Genomic DNA, 14403 nt, shown 5'->3' on the forward strand with positions numbered 1-14403 from the left:
GGGGTTTTCTACATCTGGAGCGCCGTCAGACGGCGTTGCAGGAACAGGCGCTCCGCCGGCGGCGGATCAAGCGCCAGAGCGGCGGTGTAGGCCGCGCGCGCTTCATCCAGGCGCCCGGCCGTCGCGCACAGCGCCGCCCGCGCCGCCTGATAGGGCAGCCAGTCCCTCGGCGCTCCAGCAGTCTCAAGCGCGGCCAGACCGGCGTCGGCGCCCTGAGCTTCGGCCGCTGCGACCGCTCGGTTCACCCGCGTCACGGTATCGCGCCGGAAGAACAGCAGAGCGTCATACAGTTCGACGATGTCCGCCCACGGCGTGACGCCCGTCTCCAGGCGGGAAAGATGCGCCCCATGGATCGCCGCCAGAATCTGGCGTGGTCCCGGCCGCCGCAACGTCGCGGCCCGATCCAGCAAGCGAGCGCCTTCCTCGATCATCGGCGAGAGCCACAGGTCCGGCTCCTGCTCGCTGACCGGGACCATGGCGCCGAGCTCGTCCAGCCGCGCGGGCCGACGCGCCTCCGCGAAACGGACCAGGGCGGCCAGGGCCAGCACCTCGGGCTCATCCGGCAGCAGCTCCGCCAGGACGCCGGAGAGACGCAGCACCTCCGGTCCAAGTTCGGCGGCCTCGCTGGCTCCAGCGGCGTCTTGGTAGGCCTGGGCGTAGGCGATCTCCAGGGTGGTGAGCACCGCCTCCAGACGCTCCGGCCAGGCGGCGCGCCCCGGAACCTCGAACGGCACGCCAGCGTCGCGAATCTTGCGCTTGGCGCGGGTGATCCGCTGCAGAATGGCGGGCTCGGCGACCAGGAAGGCGCGGGCCAGACGCTGGACGGAAAGACCGCAGACCACCCTCAGGGTCAGGGCGACACGGGCCTCCGGCGCGATGGCCGGGTGACAGCAGGCGAAGATCAATCCCAGGCGCTCATCGGGGAACGGCCGGTCAGCGGCCATCAGCAGCGCCTCCGGGTCCGGCTCGGGCGGCGGCAGGTCCGGCTTCAGCCGCGCCCGGACGGCGGCCCGCCGTTTCAGGTCAACGGCGCGCCTCACGGCGGCGGCGTACAGCCAGGCGGCGGGATCGCGGGGCGGCGCATCGGACCAGACGGCCAGGGCGCGCTCGCAGGTGTCGGCGAAGGCGTCCTCCGCCAGATCCAGGTCGCGGAAGCGCGCCGCCAGGGCGGCGACCACCCTGGCCCCGTGGGCGCGGAAAGCCGCCTCCGCCCCCATCCCGATCAGTACTCGGCGACCGGCCGCACCTCGACCATGCCGCCATCGACCACGGGAATCTTCTTCGCCCAGGCCAGGGCCGCGTCGAGATCGGCGGCTTCGATCAGGTAGTAGCCGCCGACCTGTTCCTTGGTCTCGGCGAAGGGGCCGTCATGCACCGTCTGGGCGCCGCCCTGGGTGCGGACCGTGGTGGCGGTGAAGCTGGGCTGCAGGCCGTCGCCGCCCAGCAGGGCGCCCGCCGCCTGCAGTTCGGCGACCAGGGCCATATGCTTGCCGACGATCTCGGTCAGCTTCGCCTCGCCAGCCTCGCCCTCATAAGCGTTCTCGGGCTCGGCGATCAGCATCAGGTATTTCATCTCGTCCTCCATGCGCGGCCAAGCGCCGCCGCCGAAGAGACGCGCGAGCCCCGCCGGATTCGACAGGGCTCGCGAAGAAAGTCGAGGCCTCTTTAGCCCGCCAGGGTTTCCTGGAAGCGGACCGGCTCGCCGCGGCCTTCGGCGACCACTTCGTCGTCGCGCATGACCACCGTGCCGCGGACGATGGTCGCCATGGGCCAGCCCTTGGCCTGGAAGCCGTCGAAGGGGGTCCAGCCGGCGCGGGTGGCCTGCTGCTCGGTCTTGATGGTGCGCTCGGCCTTGAGGTCTACGATGGTCAGGTCGGCGTCGTAGCCCTCGGCCAGGCGCCCCTTGTCGGCCAGGCCGAAGATGCGGTTGGCGCCGTGGCTGGTCAGGTCGATGAACCGCTCCAGGCTCAGGCGGCCATTCGCCACGTGGGTCAGCATGATCGGCACCAGGGTCTGCACCCCCGGCATGCCGGAGGGCGAGGCCGGATAGGGCCGGGCCTTCTCCTCGATGGTGTGCGGCGCGTGGTCGGAGCCGATGACGTCGGCGACGCCCGAGGCCAGGCCGCGCCACAGGCCGGCCACGTGCTCTGCGCTGCGGATCGGCGGGTTCATCTGGGCGTAGCCCTTCAGACGTTCATAGGCCTCCGGCGCGGTCAGGGTCAGGTGCTGGGGCGTGAACTCGACGCTGGCCACGTCCTTGTGCTTGGCCAGGAACTCGACCTCCTGCGCCGTGGTCACGTGCAGGACGTGGATGCGCTTGCCCAGGCCGCGCGCGATGCGAACCAGGCGCTCGGTGGACTGCATGGCGCTGATCTCGTCGCGGACCTCCGGGTGGCTGGTCCAGTCGCCGGTGCGGGCCAGAGGGCGGCGGTCGGCCAGACGGTACTCGTCTTCCGAGTGGAAAGCGGCGCGGCGGTTCACATGGCGCAGCACCTGCTCCACGCCCTCGTCATCCTGCACCAGCAGGGTGCCGGTGGAGGCGCCCATGAACACCTTGATCCCGCAGCAGCCGGGCAGACGCTCCAGCTCGCCCAGGAACTGCGCGTTCTCGTGCGTGCCGCCGACATAGAAGGCGTGGTCGCAGTGCATGCGGTTCTTGGCCCGCGCCAGCTTGTCCGCCAGGGTCGCCGGGTCGGTGGTGTTCGGCTCGGTGTTCGGCATCTCGAACACGGCGGTGACGCCGCCGAGGACCGCGCCGCGCGATCCGCTCTCCAGATCTTCCTTCCACTCCAGGCCGGGTTCGCGGAAGTGGACCTGGGTGTCTATGACGCCCGGCAGGACAGTCAGGCCCGTGGCGTCGAACACCTCCCCCGCCGAGGCCTGGGACAGGTCGCCGATGGCGACGATCTTGCCGTTGACGACGCCCACGTCCGCCAGGCCGCGTCCGGCGTGGTTGGCGACTTCGCCGCCCCGCACGATCAGGTCGAAGGTCTGGGCCATGGTTTCGTCTCCGCGCTGGCGCCGCGGAGAAGATCAGGCCTCGCTGGCCACCTTCTTCGTCCGCGTCTTCTTGGGTTTGACGGCCGGCTCGGCCGCCGGCGCCTCGGGCTGCTCAGCCGTCGCCGCGAGGAGTTCTTTAGCGGTTTCCAGCACGCTCGCCACCGGCAGATCGATCATATGACGGATCGACTGGCTGAGATCGGGGTCCAGCTTCACAAACTGCTCGAACTCGCGGGGGCCGCGCACGGCTCGCGACTTGGGCCCCCACGGGGCGTAGAGCAGATCGTCGGAGGGACCGAACAGGCCAATCGTCGGAACGCCGGCCGCCGCCGCCATGTGCATCAGGCCGGAATCATTGCCCACGAACAGCCGCGCCCGCTTCAGGCAGGCATAGACCGTCAGCAGGTCGGCCTGGCCCACCAGGTCGATGACCTGGTCCTTCGGGAAGGCGGCGATCAGATCGTCGGCGATCATCCGGTCGTCCTTGCCGCCCAGGATCATCAGGCGGCCGCCCTTCAGCTCCCCGGCCAGCAAGGACTTGGCCGTCTGGCCGAAGCGTTCGGTGGGCCATACCTTGCCGATCCAGTTGGCCGACGGGCCGATGGCCAGGATGGGACCCTCGCCCGCCGTGACCTCGGCGGCGCGGGCCTCGGTCTCCTCCGAGGTGAACAGGAAGGGCGACGGCGGATCGTCCTCGAGGGTCAGGACGCGCGCGGCCTCGACCACCTTGTGGACGGGATCGCCGAAATTCTTGCGATGCACGGCGCGGCGTTCGCGACGCAGAAAGCCGCTGATGGCGGAGCCGCGAAGATCGACGATCAGGCCCCACTTCTTGCCGCGCACCTGGCTCCACAGCTTGAACCAGTGGGCCTTGCCCTTGCCCTTCTCCATGACGATCAGGCGATCGAGGTTCGGAATCTGCGCGAACAGGGGGGCGGCCACCGGGCCGGCCACCACGGTGAAGCGGGCGTTGGGCACCTCGTCGGCCAAGCGTTTCAGCAGGCCGGAGGACAGGACCGCGTCGCCGATCCGCGTCGCGGTGATGAAGAGAATCGGGAAGTTAGAGCGGCCCATGGTTAATGATAGCACGAGCCTCTGGCGTTAAAGGCGTCACGGCGCCACATGGCTGACATGAGCATCGCCCGCCTATCCTCCCGCGCCCTGATCAGATTCTCCGGTCTCGACTGGCGGACCTTCCTGCAGGGGCAGCTCACCCAGGATGTTTCGACCCTGCAGCCAGGCGAGGCGCGCTTCGCCGCCCTGCTGACGCCGCAGGGGCGGTTGATGTTCGATCTGTTCGTGGTCGGCTTCGAGGACGGCGCCTGGCTGGACATCGCCGCGGAGCATCGCGACGCCATGGTCCAGCGCATGACCCTCTATCGCCTGCGCGCCAAGGTGGACATCGCCGCCGACGATGCGCCGGTCCTGGCCGCGTTCGACGTGGACCCCGTGCCGGGCGAAGGCTGGGTCCGCGATCCCCGCCGTCCCGACCTCGGTTGGCGCGGCTATGGCGTGGCCTCCGAAACCGATGCGACGGAGGCGGACTACGACGCCTTCCGTCTGGCGCAAGGCGTGCCAGGCCCCGCCGACTGGGCGGGCGAGAAGACCTATCCCATTGAGGCCAACTTCGACCTGCTGGCCGGGATCGACTTTAAGAAGGGCTGCTTTGTCGGTCAGGAGACAACCTCGCGCATGAAGCGCCGGGGCCAGATCAAGAACCGCATGCTGCCGATCACCTTCGACGGCCCGCCGCCCGCCTACGGCGCGGAGGTCCTGGCCGGAACCCTTCGGGCGGGCGAGGTGCTGTCGGGCGTCGACGGCCGGGCCATGGCCCTGCTGCGCCTGGACCGGATCGGGGGCGCGGACCTGACCGTGGACGGCCGGTCGGTGCGGGTCGAGCGGCCCGACTGGATCGCCTGAAGCCGGAACTGCGGGTTGGACGGGGCGTTCGCTCCTCGTCCAATTCAAAGGAGGTTCCCATGAAAACCCTGCTTATCGGCCTGTCCGTCGCCGCGATCGGCGGCGCCGCCCTGGCCCAGACCTTCACCGTCGCCCGCGACGAGAACGTGCCCGCCAAGGGCGCCTTCACCGTCGGCCAGGTCGAGGACGCCGACGTCATCGACTCCGCCAACAAGAAAGCGGGCGAGATCGAACACGTCCTGCTGGATTCCGCCGGCAAGCCCACCGCCGTGGTGATCGAGATCGACCGCATGGGCCTGGACAAGAAGGTCGTCGTCGCCCTGGCTGACGTGACCGTGGCTCCGGAGCCGGGCGACAGCGACGATCACATCGTCCGCACCAAGCTGACCAAGGCGCAGCTGACCGCCCTGCCCGATTGGAAGGGCTAAGGTCCGAAAGGCGCCAACCGCGCCACTGGCGCGGCGGCGAGGCGGCGGCTAGCTTCCCGATCCTGATCGGGAGGGATTCATGGACCGCCGCACCTTCATCGCCGCCGCGACCTCGGCCGCCGCAGTCACCAGCATCGCCCACGCCGCCGAGCCGCGCTTCACTGTCGAGGTGAAGGGCTCCGGCCCCGACGTGATCCTGATCCCCGGCCTGACCTCGTCCCGCACCGTGTGGGACGGCGTCGCCGCGCACCTGCAGGGCAAGTATCGGCTGCACCTCGTTCAGCTCGGCGGTTTCGCCGGCGCGCCGACCGCCGGCAACAAGGATGGCCTGGTCGCCGCCGGCGTGGCCGAGGAGCTGGCGGCCTACATCACCGCCAAGGGCCTGAAGAAGCCCGCCGTCATCGGTCACTCGATGGGCGGGACCATGGGCCTGATGCTGGCCGCCCGGCATCCCGACCTGGTCGGCCGCCTCATGGTCATCGACATGTTCCCGAAACTGGCCGTCGCCTTCTTCGGCCCCACAGCGACGCCGGAGCAGGTGACCGCCGGCGCCGCCGCCATCAAGGCCGGGCTGGAGAGCGGCCCGCAGGCCGAATACGAGGCCCGCACGCGCCAGACCATCGCCGGCATGGTGAAGACCGAATCCGCTCGTGAAGAGATCGTCCGACAGGGGATCACCAGCGACCGCAGCGTCCAGGCCCGCTCCATGCACGAGATCCTGACCACCGACCTGACGCCCGAGCTGACCAAGATCACCGCGCCGCTCACCGTGGTCTATCCCACGGACTCCACCCTGCCGTTCACCGCCAGCTATCCGGCCTGGTACGCGGGCGCCTATGCGTCGGTGAAGGGGGCCAAGCTGGTCCAGGTCGATGGCAGCTATCACTTCATCATGATCGACCAGCCGGCGGCCCTGAACGCCGCCATCGACAGCTTCCTGGCCGGCTGATGGTCACGCGCTGCGTCTGGCACGGCATGGCGGGCGATCCCGTCTATGAGGCCTATCACGACACCGACTGGGGCGTGCCGGAATACGATCCCCGCGCCCTGTGGGAGAAGCTCGTGCTGGACGGGTTCCAGGCCGGCCTGTCGTGGATCACGATCCTGAAGAAGCGGGAGAACTTCCGCGCCGCCTTCGCCGGCTTCGATCCCGAGAAGGTGGCCCGCTTCGGCGACGCCGACCGCGAGCGTCTGCTGAATGACGCCGGCATCATCCGCTCCGGAGCCAAGATCGACGCCGCCGTCAACGGCGCGCGTATCTATCTGAACATGCGCGACCGGGGCGAAGACTTCTCCAAGTTCCTGTGGGACTTCGTCGGCGGCTCGCCCATCAAGAACCAATGGGCGGATCGGTCGCAGGTGCCGGTGAAGACACCGGAGGCCGAGGCCATGGCCAAGGCGCTGAAGGCGCGGGGCTTCAAGTTCTGCGGCCCTGTGATCGTCTATGCCTTCATGCAGGCCACCGGCATGGTCAACGATCACCTCACCTGCTGCTTCCGCCACGCCGAATGCGAGGCTATGAGCGCCGGGTGAAGCCGATTCCCGACATGCTGCTGGAAGCCGCCTGCCCCGCCCCGGTCTGCGGGGTGGACGAGGCTGGGCGCGGCCCCCTGGCCGGGCCGGTCTGCGCGGCGGCGGTGATCCTGGACCCGAACCACATTCCGGCGGGGCTGAACGACTCCAAGAAGCTGACCGCCAAGCAGCGCGACGCCCTGGAGTTCGAAATCAAGGCCCGCGCCGTCGCCTTCTCCGTGGCCTTCGCCACCGTGGAGGAGATCGCCGAGCTGAACATCCTGCACGCCACGGGCCTCGCCATGTGCCGGGCGGTGGAAGGGCTGAGCATCCAGCCGGTCTTCGCCTTGGTGGACGGCAACTACAGGTTCAAGCTGCCCTGCGACATCAAGACCGTCGTCGGCGGCGACGGCATCTCGTCATCCATCGCGGCGGCCTCGGTTCTGGCCAAGACGGCGCGGGACCGGCTGATGGTGGAGATGGACCTGGTTCATCCCGGCTATGGCTTCGCCAGCCACAAGGGCTACGGCGCGCCGACGCACATGGAGGCGATCCGTCGCCTCGGGCCTTCGCCCATTCACAGGTTGGGATGGGCGCCGTTCAAGACGGCGCTGGAAGAGGCCTAGAGCCCCTTATCGAAGATCGAAAATGCGAAAGGCCGCCGGCGACCGGCGGCCTCCGTCAGATCATGTCTTCAGTTGAACGGGCCGGCGAAAGCCCCGATCGCGAAGGCGAAAAGCCCCGCGGCCGCGAAGACAAAGGCCTCAAGCGACGAGCACCGGGCAAGCGCCCGAGTCCACGTGTCGCCCTCTGGCCGCCATACCGCCCCATCGGCTTGGCTGCGCATAATTAGTTCCCTCCAGCCTTTCGGCAGATGAATGAGGGACTCAAGTTTTGTGACTTGGCAAGATTAACAGCGCATTCACCATGTTTTTTTAAGACGCGCTAACCACGCGGCGGTCAGATTCCACCCTCTTCGCGTAACCGGGAGCGTTAGGGCGTCATGAAGCTCGGGCCTGAACTGATTATCCAGGGCGACTGCATCGAGCAGATGAACGCCCTGCCCGAGAAAAGCGTCGACCTTGTCTTCGCCGATCCGCCTTACAACCTTCAGTTGGGCGGCGATCTGCTGCGTCCCGACAATTCGAAGGTTGATGCGGTCGATGACCACTGGGACCAGTTCGAAAGCTTCGCCGCCTACGACGCCTTCACCCGCGACTGGTTGAAGGCCGCCCGCCGGGTCCTGAAAGACGACGGCGCCCTGTGGGTGATCGGCAGCTACCACAACATCTTCCGCGTCGGTTCGATCCTGCAGGACCTGGGGTTCTGGATTCTCAACGACGTGATCTGGCGCAAGTCGAACCCGATGCCGAACTTCAAGGGCACCCGGTTCACCAACGCCCACGAGACCATGATCTGGGCCGCGAAGGGCCGCGGGGCCAAGCGCTACACCTTCAACTACGACGCCATGAAGATGGCGAACGACGAAGTGCAGATGCGCTCGGACTGGACGCTGCCGCTTTGCACCGGGGACGAGCGGATCAAGAACGCCGCCGGCGAGAAGGCCCACCCGACCCAGAAGCCGGAAGCCCTGCTTCACCGCGTGATCCTGTCGTCCACCAAGGCGGGCGACGTGGTCCTCGACCCCTTCTTCGGCGTCGGCACCACCGGCGCGGCCGCCAAGCGCCTGGGCCGTCAGTTCATCGGCATCGAGCGTGAGACCGAATACGCCGAGCTGGCCAAGGAGCGCATCTCCAAGGTCGTGCCGATCGCGCCTGAAGACCTGCAGGTCATGGGCTCCAAGCGCGCCGAGCCGCGCGTGCCCTTCGGCCACATCGTCGAGGCCGGCCTGCTGCAGCCCGGCGACATGCTGTTCGACCCCAAGGGCGAACGCGCCGCCAAGGTCCGCGCCGACGGCAGCCTGGTGGTCGGCGACATGGCCGGCTCGATCCACAAGGTCGGCGCCATGGTGCAGTCGGCCCCGGCCTGCAACGGCTGGACCTACTGGCACTTCAAGACCGACAAGGGCCTGGCCCCCATCGACGTCCTGCGCGCCAAGGTCCGCGCGGAGATGAACTAGCAGGACCAAGGCCGTGCGGAACGATCTGGGAGACCTCGCTGATCGTCCGCACGTGGCCGCCGCCCTGGCCGACATCGGTCGCCCCGGTTCTCGCCATCGCATCCCGACGCCGGCGGCGGTCCTCGACCTCGACGCCTTCGACCGCAATGTCGCGACGATGGCGGAACGCGGCGCTAAGGCGGGCCTAGCGCTCCGCCCGCACGCCAAGTCACACAAGTGCGCCACTCTGGCCCGCCGCCAGATCGAGGCGGGCGCCGTCGGCATCTGCTGCGCCAAGCTGGCGGAGGCGGAAGCCATGGCAAAAGCGGGCATCGGCTCGATCCTCGTCACCTCCCCTGTGGCCGGGGCGCTGTCGGCGCAAAGGGCCGCGCGGCTGGCTACGGACATTGCCGACTTCCGCATCGTGGTCGACCACCCCGACGGCGTGGCCGAACTGGCCGCCACAGGCGCGATGATCCAGGTGGTGATCGACGTGGATGTCGGTCTGGGCCGCACGGGTTGCGGCTCGCCGGAGCAGGCCGCCGTCGTCGCCCAAGCCATCGCCGCCGCGCCGAACCTGAAGCTGCTGGGCGTCCAGGGTTATGGCGGACACTGGCAGCACATGGCCGGCGCCAACACCCGCGCCTCCGCCGTGGCCGAGGGCATGGCGAAGCTCAATGCCGCCGTCGCCGCGATCCGCGCCACGGGCGCGAAGGTCGATCTGGTCACCGGCGGCGGCACGGGCACCTTAAGCGCCGACTTGGCGCAGGGCGTCCTGAACGAGGTGCAGCCCGGCTCCTACGCCTTCATGGACCGGGAATACCGCGACGCCCTGGGCGAAGACGCCGACGGCGCCTTCGAGCAGAGCCTCACCATCGCCGCCACGGTGATCAGCGCCAACCATCCCGCCTGGGTGACGGTGGACGCGGGCTTGAAGGCCTTCGCCGCTGACGGCCCGGCTCCACAGCCGCTGACGCCGCGCTTCGCAATGGCGGCCTACCGCTTCTTCGGCGACGAGCATGGAATGCTGGCCCGGCCGGAAGGCAGGCCCGTCCTGCGTGGCGACCGCATCAACTTCGCCCCCGGCCACATCGACCCGACCCTGGACCGTTACGACCTGCTGCATCTGGTGCAGGGCGACGTGCTAATCGACATCGTCCGGCTGGAGGCGCGCGGCGGCGCACAGTGAACCGAGCCGTCCTTGGCGGATTAAACCCGCCATGGATCAGCGTTGGCCTGAAACCCTCTGGATCGTCCGCCACGGACAGAGCGCCGGGAATGTCGCGCGTGACGCCGCCGACGCCGCCGGCCTCGGCCGCATCGACATCGCCGACCGCGACATGGACGTGCCGCTCAGCGCCCTGGGTCAGGATCAGGCCCGCGCCCTGGGCCGCTGGTTCGCGCAACAACCGCAGGACGAACGGCCCCAGACCCTGCTGGTCTCGCCCTACGCCCGCGCGATCCGCACCGCCGAACTGATGCGCGAGGAAGGCGGCCTGGCGAAACCCGACGGCTTGTTCTGCATCGACGAACGCCTGCGGGAGAAGGAGTTCGGCATCCTCGACCGGCTGACCGGCGTGGGCATTCGCGCCGAGTTTCCGGAACAAGCCGAATTCCGCCGCCTGCTGGGCAAGTTCTATCACCGGCCGCCGGGCGGCGAGAGTTGGTGCGACGTGATCCTTCGCCTGCGCAGCGTGCTCGACACCATCAGCCTGCACCACACGGGCAAACGTGTGATGATCGTCGCCCACCAGGTGGTGGTGCTGTGCATGCGCTACCTGCTCGACGGCCTGACCGAAGACCAGATCCTGGCCATCGACCTGGAGGCGGACGTCGCCAACTGCGGTGTCACCGAATACCGCTTCCGACCCGACGAGAACGACGGCGGCATGGTGCTGACCCGCTGGAACTTCACCGCGCCGGTGGTCGAGGGCGGCGCTCCGGTCACCGCCCAGCCCGACCCTGCGGTCGCGGCGCGATGAGCGCACCGGTCGAAATCACCGCGCGGCTGCTGCGCCGCTGGCCCCTTCCCCAGCCCGGCCGCGGCGGAAAGGAAGAGCGTGGCCGCGTTCTGGTGGTCGGCGGTCATGTGGAGGTTCCTGGCGCCGTGGTCCTCGCCGCAACCGCGGCTCTGCGCGCCGGCGCGGGCAAGCTGCAGGTGGCGACAGTCGAGCAGATCGCCGCCCAACTCGGGCTGTCCCTCCCCGAAGCCCGCGCCTTCGCCTTGAAGGCTGATCACGGCGCTCTGACGCCGGAAGCCCTGGCGCCCCTGATCGAACATCTTCCACGCTGCGACGCCGTGCTTGTGGGTCCGGGTATGATGCAGGAGGGCGAAGCGGTCGCCCTTCACCTGCTGTCGGCGGCGCAGGACGCCGCGATCGTTCTCGATGCAGGCGCCATAACCGCCGCCGACGCGGGCGGTCATCTGCTGGCTCAGCGTCGCGGACGCGTCGTGCTGACGCCCCACGCCGGAGAAATGGCCGCCCTGACCGGACGCCCGAAGGAGGAGATCGAGGCCGATCCCCTGGGCGTGGCCCAGGCCGTCGCGGCCCGCTACGGCGCGGTGGTCGCCATGAAGGGCGCGGCGACGCACATCGCGGCTCCCGACGGCCGCAGTTGGTTCTACCCTGGCGGCGGTGTGGGATTGGGCACGTCCGGCTCGGGCGACGTCCTGGCGGGCGTGATCACGGGGCTGCTGGCCCGAGGGGCGGAGCCCGAACAGGCGGCGACCTTCGGAGTGTATCTGCACGGCGAGGCTGGAAAGGTTCTCGCTCGAAAGGTCGGCCCCCTCGGCTTCCTGGCCCGCGAGATCGGAGCGGAAATCCCTCGGCTGCTGGGCGCCCTGGCCTAGCGGGCCGCGGCGTAGATCGCGTCGATCGCCGTCATGGTCGCCACCGCGTCCGCGCCGCCCGTCAGCGGCGTAACCCGCCCGGCCAGCACCTCGACCACATGATCGAGCTGCGCCTCGTAGGTGGTCATGGGCAGGGCCGGCTCCCAGCGGTCGCCGATGCGCAGGCCGCCATTGTCGCGATACGGGTGGACGAAGCTCTCCAGGGTCATTGAGGCTTTTTCCCCATCCACGCGCAGCAGGATCTTCCGCTCCATCGCCTCCATGTCGCAATGGATTCGGGCCGGCACGCCGCCGAAGTCGAGCTCCGCCCCCAGGGCCGCATCGACGCCGCCATCCCAGCGCGCTGTCGCCGAGCGCACCACCGGCTCCGCGGCCAGAAGCGTCCGCAGGGCGTGCAGCGGATAGCAGCCCAGGTCCATCAGCGCCCCGCCGCCCTGCTCGCGGATCCAGCGGAGCTCGCCCTCGCGCTTGGGGATCACCACGTCGAACACGGCCTCGGCGCCGACGATGCGGCCGAGCTCGCCCGAGGCCATGACTTCAAGCGCCCGCGTCATCATCGGGTGGAAGCGATAGTGGAAGGCCTCGATCAGCACGACGCCCGCCGCCTCGGCCGCATCGACCATCGCCAGGGCTTCCGTCGCCGTCATGGCGAAGGGCTTCTCGCACAGCATGTGCTTGCCGGCGGCGGCCGCCTTCAGCGTCCATTCCAGATGCGCGGCGGGCGGCAGGGCGTTGTAGATCAGGTCCACGTCGTCACGGGCGATCAGGGCCTCATAGCCCTCCACCGCCGTCGTGATCCCGTATTGCTGGGCATAGGCTTGGGCCTTGGACCGGTCGCGCGCCGCCACGGCGGTCACCACCACGTCGTCGCGCAGGGCGACCGGCGGCAGCACGGCCTTGGGCGCGATCTTCGACGCCCCGAGAAGTCCGATCCTCAGCATAGCCTCGCCTCCGCCGCTCTCGCCGCCTTCAGGAACACGCTGGGGAGGGCCTGCAGCCCTTCGCGCGGCGTCCAGATGAACGCCCCATCCCCCTCGGCCGCAAGCACGGTCAAAGTCAGGGAGAAGTGGGTGAACACATGCTCGACCTCGCCCACCGTCCGCCAGGCGGCGGCGACCGGCGCGGCCTCCAGCGCTTCGGCGGGCGAGAACGGCGTCGCGCGCCATTCGCTGGTCGGCAGGGCGAGCATGCCGCCCAGCAGGCCTTTAGGCTCCCGCCGCACCAGACCCGTCTGACCGTCTCGCGTCAGCACATAGGCGACCCCATACCGGCGCGGCCGGTCGGCCTTCTTGGTCTTCCTCGGATAGGTCTCCGGCGCGCCCGTCTTCAGCCCCTCGCAGAAGTCCGACACCGGGCAGCGGTCGCACAGCGGCGCCTTGGGCCGGCAGACGGTGGCGCCGAGGTCCATCAGCGCCTGGGCCCAGTCGCCCGGCCGATGGTCCGTGACCAGTTCGCCCGCCAGACGCTTCAGCTCGGGCTTGGAGCCGGGAACCGGCTCCTCCACCGCGAACAGGCGGGCCATGACCCGCTCCACATTGCCATCGACCACATTGGCCGGACGGTCGAAGGCGATGGCGGCCACGGCGGCGGCCGTGTAGGCGCCGACGCCCGGCAGGGCCAGCAGGCCCGCCTCGGTGTCCGGGAACACGCCGCCATGCTGCCCCGCCACCGCGCGCGCGCAGGCCAGCAGGTTGCGGGCGCGGGCGTAGTAGCCAAGCCCCGCCCAGGCGGCCATCAGGTCGCCGTCCTCAACCGCCGCCAGGTCGGAGACCGTCGGCCAGCGCCGGGTGAAGCCCAGGAAGTACGGGGTCGCGTGCGGCACGGTGGTCTGCTGCAGCATCACCTCCGACAGCCAGACCCGGTATGGATCGGACCGCACGCCCGCCATTCCGGCCGCCGGCCCGGTGCGCCACGGCAGATCGCGGGCATGGGCGTCGTACCAGTCCAGCAAGGCGGCGCGGAGGGGAGCGACGGGGATCATCGAGCTGGGTATATAGGAACTTCATGCGCCGCACCCTGCCCACCGCCGAAGAAGCCGTCGCCATCCTGCGCTCGCGCAAGACCCGGCCGCCGCATCGCACGCCGCCGCCGGCCGGCAAGGCCCTGAACGGCCTGGTGAAGGCGCTGGATGACAAGTATGGCGCCGGCCCCGCCGCCCTGCAGGGGCGGTGGAAGGAGATCGTCGGCGAGAACCTGGCCCGCCGCACCGAACCGGTGAAGATCATCAAGTCCCGCACCGGCGAGGGCGGCACCCTGGAGCTGCGCGTGGATGGCCCCATGGCCACCCTGATCCAGCACCAGGCCGCCGAGATCACCGCCCGTCTCGACCTGATCCTGGGCAAGGGCGTGGTGACCAAGCTGCGGATCGTCCAGGGCCCGGTGAAGGCGCCCGTGGCCGCCGCAAAGCCCGGCCGCCGCCGCAAACCGCCGCTCGATGCGGCGACGGAGGCGTCCCTGGAGACCAGCCTGAAGGATCAGCCGGAAGGCCCCCTTAAAGCCGCATTGCTCAAGCTTGGTCGCGAGGTGCTGCGCGGGGCGCGTTGACAAGCCGCCGCCGGCCTTGCTTTTGGACTCCAAGAACCGCCCGTCGATCCTGGCCGGGAATCGGGCTTAGACTTAACGGCTGCATTTCA

At 69.4% G+C, this 14403-nt stretch carries 16 protein-coding genes; 10 read left to right on the top strand and 6 right to left on the bottom strand.

Annotated elements, in window-relative coordinates:
* Positions 1-8: 8 nt before the first annotated feature.
* The 4 genes from P7B02_RS00575 to P7B02_RS00590 form a co-directional block, all read right to left on the bottom strand.
* A complete protein-coding gene (locus P7B02_RS00575; RefSeq protein ID WP_277784353.1) occupies positions 9-1178 on the bottom strand; it encodes an RNA polymerase sigma factor in 1170 nt (389 codons plus the stop codon).
* Positions 1179-1222: 44 nt separating this feature from the next.
* Positions 1223-1573: a YciI family protein gene (locus P7B02_RS00580; protein WP_277784354.1), complete on the bottom strand. Its 351-nt coding sequence runs from the start codon at positions 1571-1573 to the stop codon at positions 1223-1225.
* Between the two features lie 92 nt (positions 1574-1665).
* On the bottom strand, positions 1666-3000 hold the full coding sequence (locus P7B02_RS00585; RefSeq protein ID WP_277784355.1) for a dihydroorotase: 1335 nt from the start codon (positions 2998-3000) through the stop codon (positions 1666-1668).
* 33 nt (positions 3001-3033) lie between these two features.
* The gene (locus P7B02_RS00590; protein ID WP_277784356.1) at positions 3034-4074 is read right to left on the bottom strand and encodes a glycosyltransferase family 9 protein; all 1041 of its coding nucleotides are present in this window, start codon (positions 4072-4074) and stop codon (positions 3034-3036) included.
* A gap of 57 nt (positions 4075-4131) precedes the next feature.
* Between P7B02_RS00590 and P7B02_RS00595 the strand changes: the two genes are divergently transcribed.
* The 9 genes from P7B02_RS00595 to P7B02_RS00635 all read left to right on the top strand — a co-directional run bounded on the left by P7B02_RS00595 (position 4132) and on the right by P7B02_RS00635 (position 11770).
* Complete coding sequence (locus tag P7B02_RS00595) at positions 4132-4920, top strand: YgfZ/GcvT domain-containing protein (protein WP_277785153.1); 789 nt, start codon at positions 4132-4134, stop codon at positions 4918-4920.
* A gap of 59 nt (positions 4921-4979) precedes the next feature.
* Entirely contained in the window at positions 4980-5348 is a 369-nt protein-coding gene (locus tag P7B02_RS00600) for a PRC-barrel domain-containing protein (RefSeq protein WP_277784357.1), read from the top strand.
* A gap of 79 nt (positions 5349-5427) precedes the next feature.
* The gene (locus P7B02_RS00605; RefSeq protein WP_277784358.1) at positions 5428-6297 is read left to right on the top strand and encodes an alpha/beta fold hydrolase; all 870 of its coding nucleotides are present in this window, start codon (positions 5428-5430) and stop codon (positions 6295-6297) included.
* On the top strand, positions 6297-6881 hold the full coding sequence (locus P7B02_RS00610; RefSeq protein ID WP_277784359.1) for a DNA-3-methyladenine glycosylase I: 585 nt from the start codon (positions 6297-6299) through the stop codon (positions 6879-6881). Before P7B02_RS00605 ends, P7B02_RS00610 begins: the two co-directional genes overlap by 1 nt.
* 14 nt (positions 6882-6895) lie before the next feature.
* Positions 6896-7486: a ribonuclease HII gene (locus P7B02_RS00615; RefSeq protein WP_277785154.1), complete on the top strand. Its 591-nt coding sequence runs from the start codon at positions 6896-6898 to the stop codon at positions 7484-7486.
* A 377-nt stretch (positions 7487-7863) separates the two neighbouring features.
* The gene (locus P7B02_RS00620; protein WP_277784360.1) at positions 7864-8940 is read left to right on the top strand and encodes a site-specific DNA-methyltransferase; all 1077 of its coding nucleotides are present in this window, start codon (positions 7864-7866) and stop codon (positions 8938-8940) included.
* A 13-nt stretch (positions 8941-8953) separates the two neighbouring features.
* Positions 8954-10108, top strand: coding sequence for a DSD1 family PLP-dependent enzyme (locus tag P7B02_RS00625; protein WP_277784361.1), 1155 nt, complete (start codon positions 8954-8956; stop codon positions 10106-10108).
* A gap of 31 nt (positions 10109-10139) precedes the next feature.
* A complete protein-coding gene (locus tag P7B02_RS00630) occupies positions 10140-10901 on the top strand; it encodes a histidine phosphatase family protein (protein WP_277784362.1) in 762 nt (253 codons plus the stop codon).
* On the top strand, positions 10898-11770 hold the full coding sequence (locus tag P7B02_RS00635) for an NAD(P)H-hydrate dehydratase (RefSeq protein ID WP_277784363.1): 873 nt from the start codon (positions 10898-10900) through the stop codon (positions 11768-11770). Before P7B02_RS00630 ends, P7B02_RS00635 begins: the two co-directional genes overlap by 4 nt.
* Here P7B02_RS00635 and P7B02_RS00640 read toward each other — a convergent pair.
* Together P7B02_RS00640 and mutY are read right to left on the bottom strand one after the other, a co-directional pair.
* Positions 11767-12711 (bottom strand): Gfo/Idh/MocA family protein, encoded by a 945-nt coding sequence (locus tag P7B02_RS00640; RefSeq protein WP_277784364.1) that lies wholly within the window; start codon positions 12709-12711, stop codon positions 11767-11769. The two genes, P7B02_RS00635 and P7B02_RS00640, sit on opposite strands and share 4 nt — an antisense overlap.
* Positions 12705-13751, bottom strand: coding sequence for an A/G-specific adenine glycosylase (gene mutY / locus P7B02_RS00645; protein WP_277784365.1), 1047 nt, complete (start codon positions 13749-13751; stop codon positions 12705-12707). Before mutY ends, P7B02_RS00640 begins: the two co-directional genes overlap by 7 nt.
* A gap of 23 nt (positions 13752-13774) precedes the next feature.
* On the opposite strand from mutY, the gene P7B02_RS00650 reads away from it, so the two are divergent.
* Positions 13775-14314 carry a DUF721 domain-containing protein gene (locus P7B02_RS00650; protein WP_277784366.1) on the top strand — a complete coding sequence of 180 codons (540 nt, stop codon included), beginning with the start codon at positions 13775-13777 and terminating at the stop codon, positions 14312-14314.
* Positions 14315-14403: the final 89 nt, after the last annotated feature.

The organism is Caulobacter segnis (assembly GCF_029543125.1).
Taxonomy (GTDB): Bacteria; Pseudomonadota; Alphaproteobacteria; order Caulobacterales; family Caulobacteraceae; genus Caulobacter; species Caulobacter segnis_D.

Coding starts and splice junctions, on each gene's coding strand:
- P7B02_RS00580 (WP_277784354.1), bottom strand. CDS start 1,573: ATGAAATACCTGATGCTGATCGCCGAGCCCGAGAACGCTTATGAGGGC.
- P7B02_RS00620 (WP_277784360.1), top strand. CDS start 7,864: ATGAAGCTCGGGCCTGAACTGATTATCCAGGGCGACTGCATCGAGCAG.
- mutY (WP_277784365.1), bottom strand. CDS start 13,751: ATGATCCCCGTCGCTCCCCTCCGCGCCGCCTTGCTGGACTGGTACGAC.
- P7B02_RS00635 (WP_277784363.1), top strand. CDS start 10,898: ATGAGCGCACCGGTCGAAATCACCGCGCGGCTGCTGCGCCGCTGGCCC.
- P7B02_RS00605 (WP_277784358.1), top strand. CDS start 5,428: ATGGACCGCCGCACCTTCATCGCCGCCGCGACCTCGGCCGCCGCAGTC.
- P7B02_RS00610 (WP_277784359.1), top strand. CDS start 6,297: ATGGTCACGCGCTGCGTCTGGCACGGCATGGCGGGCGATCCCGTCTAT.
- P7B02_RS00615 (WP_277785154.1), top strand. CDS start 6,896: ATGCTGCTGGAAGCCGCCTGCCCCGCCCCGGTCTGCGGGGTGGACGAG.
- P7B02_RS00650 (WP_277784366.1), top strand. CDS start 13,775: ATGCGCCGCACCCTGCCCACCGCCGAAGAAGCCGTCGCCATCCTGCGC.
- P7B02_RS00600 (WP_277784357.1), top strand. CDS start 4,980: ATGAAAACCCTGCTTATCGGCCTGTCCGTCGCCGCGATCGGCGGCGCC.
- P7B02_RS00630 (WP_277784362.1), top strand. CDS start 10,140: ATGGATCAGCGTTGGCCTGAAACCCTCTGGATCGTCCGCCACGGACAG.
- P7B02_RS00595 (WP_277785153.1), top strand. CDS start 4,132: ATGAGCATCGCCCGCCTATCCTCCCGCGCCCTGATCAGATTCTCCGGT.
- P7B02_RS00585 (WP_277784355.1), bottom strand. CDS start 3,000: ATGGCCCAGACCTTCGACCTGATCGTGCGGGGCGGCGAAGTCGCCAAC.
- P7B02_RS00590 (WP_277784356.1), bottom strand. CDS start 4,074: ATGGGCCGCTCTAACTTCCCGATTCTCTTCATCACCGCGACGCGGATC.
- P7B02_RS00640 (WP_277784364.1), bottom strand. CDS start 12,711: ATGCTGAGGATCGGACTTCTCGGGGCGTCGAAGATCGCGCCCAAGGCC.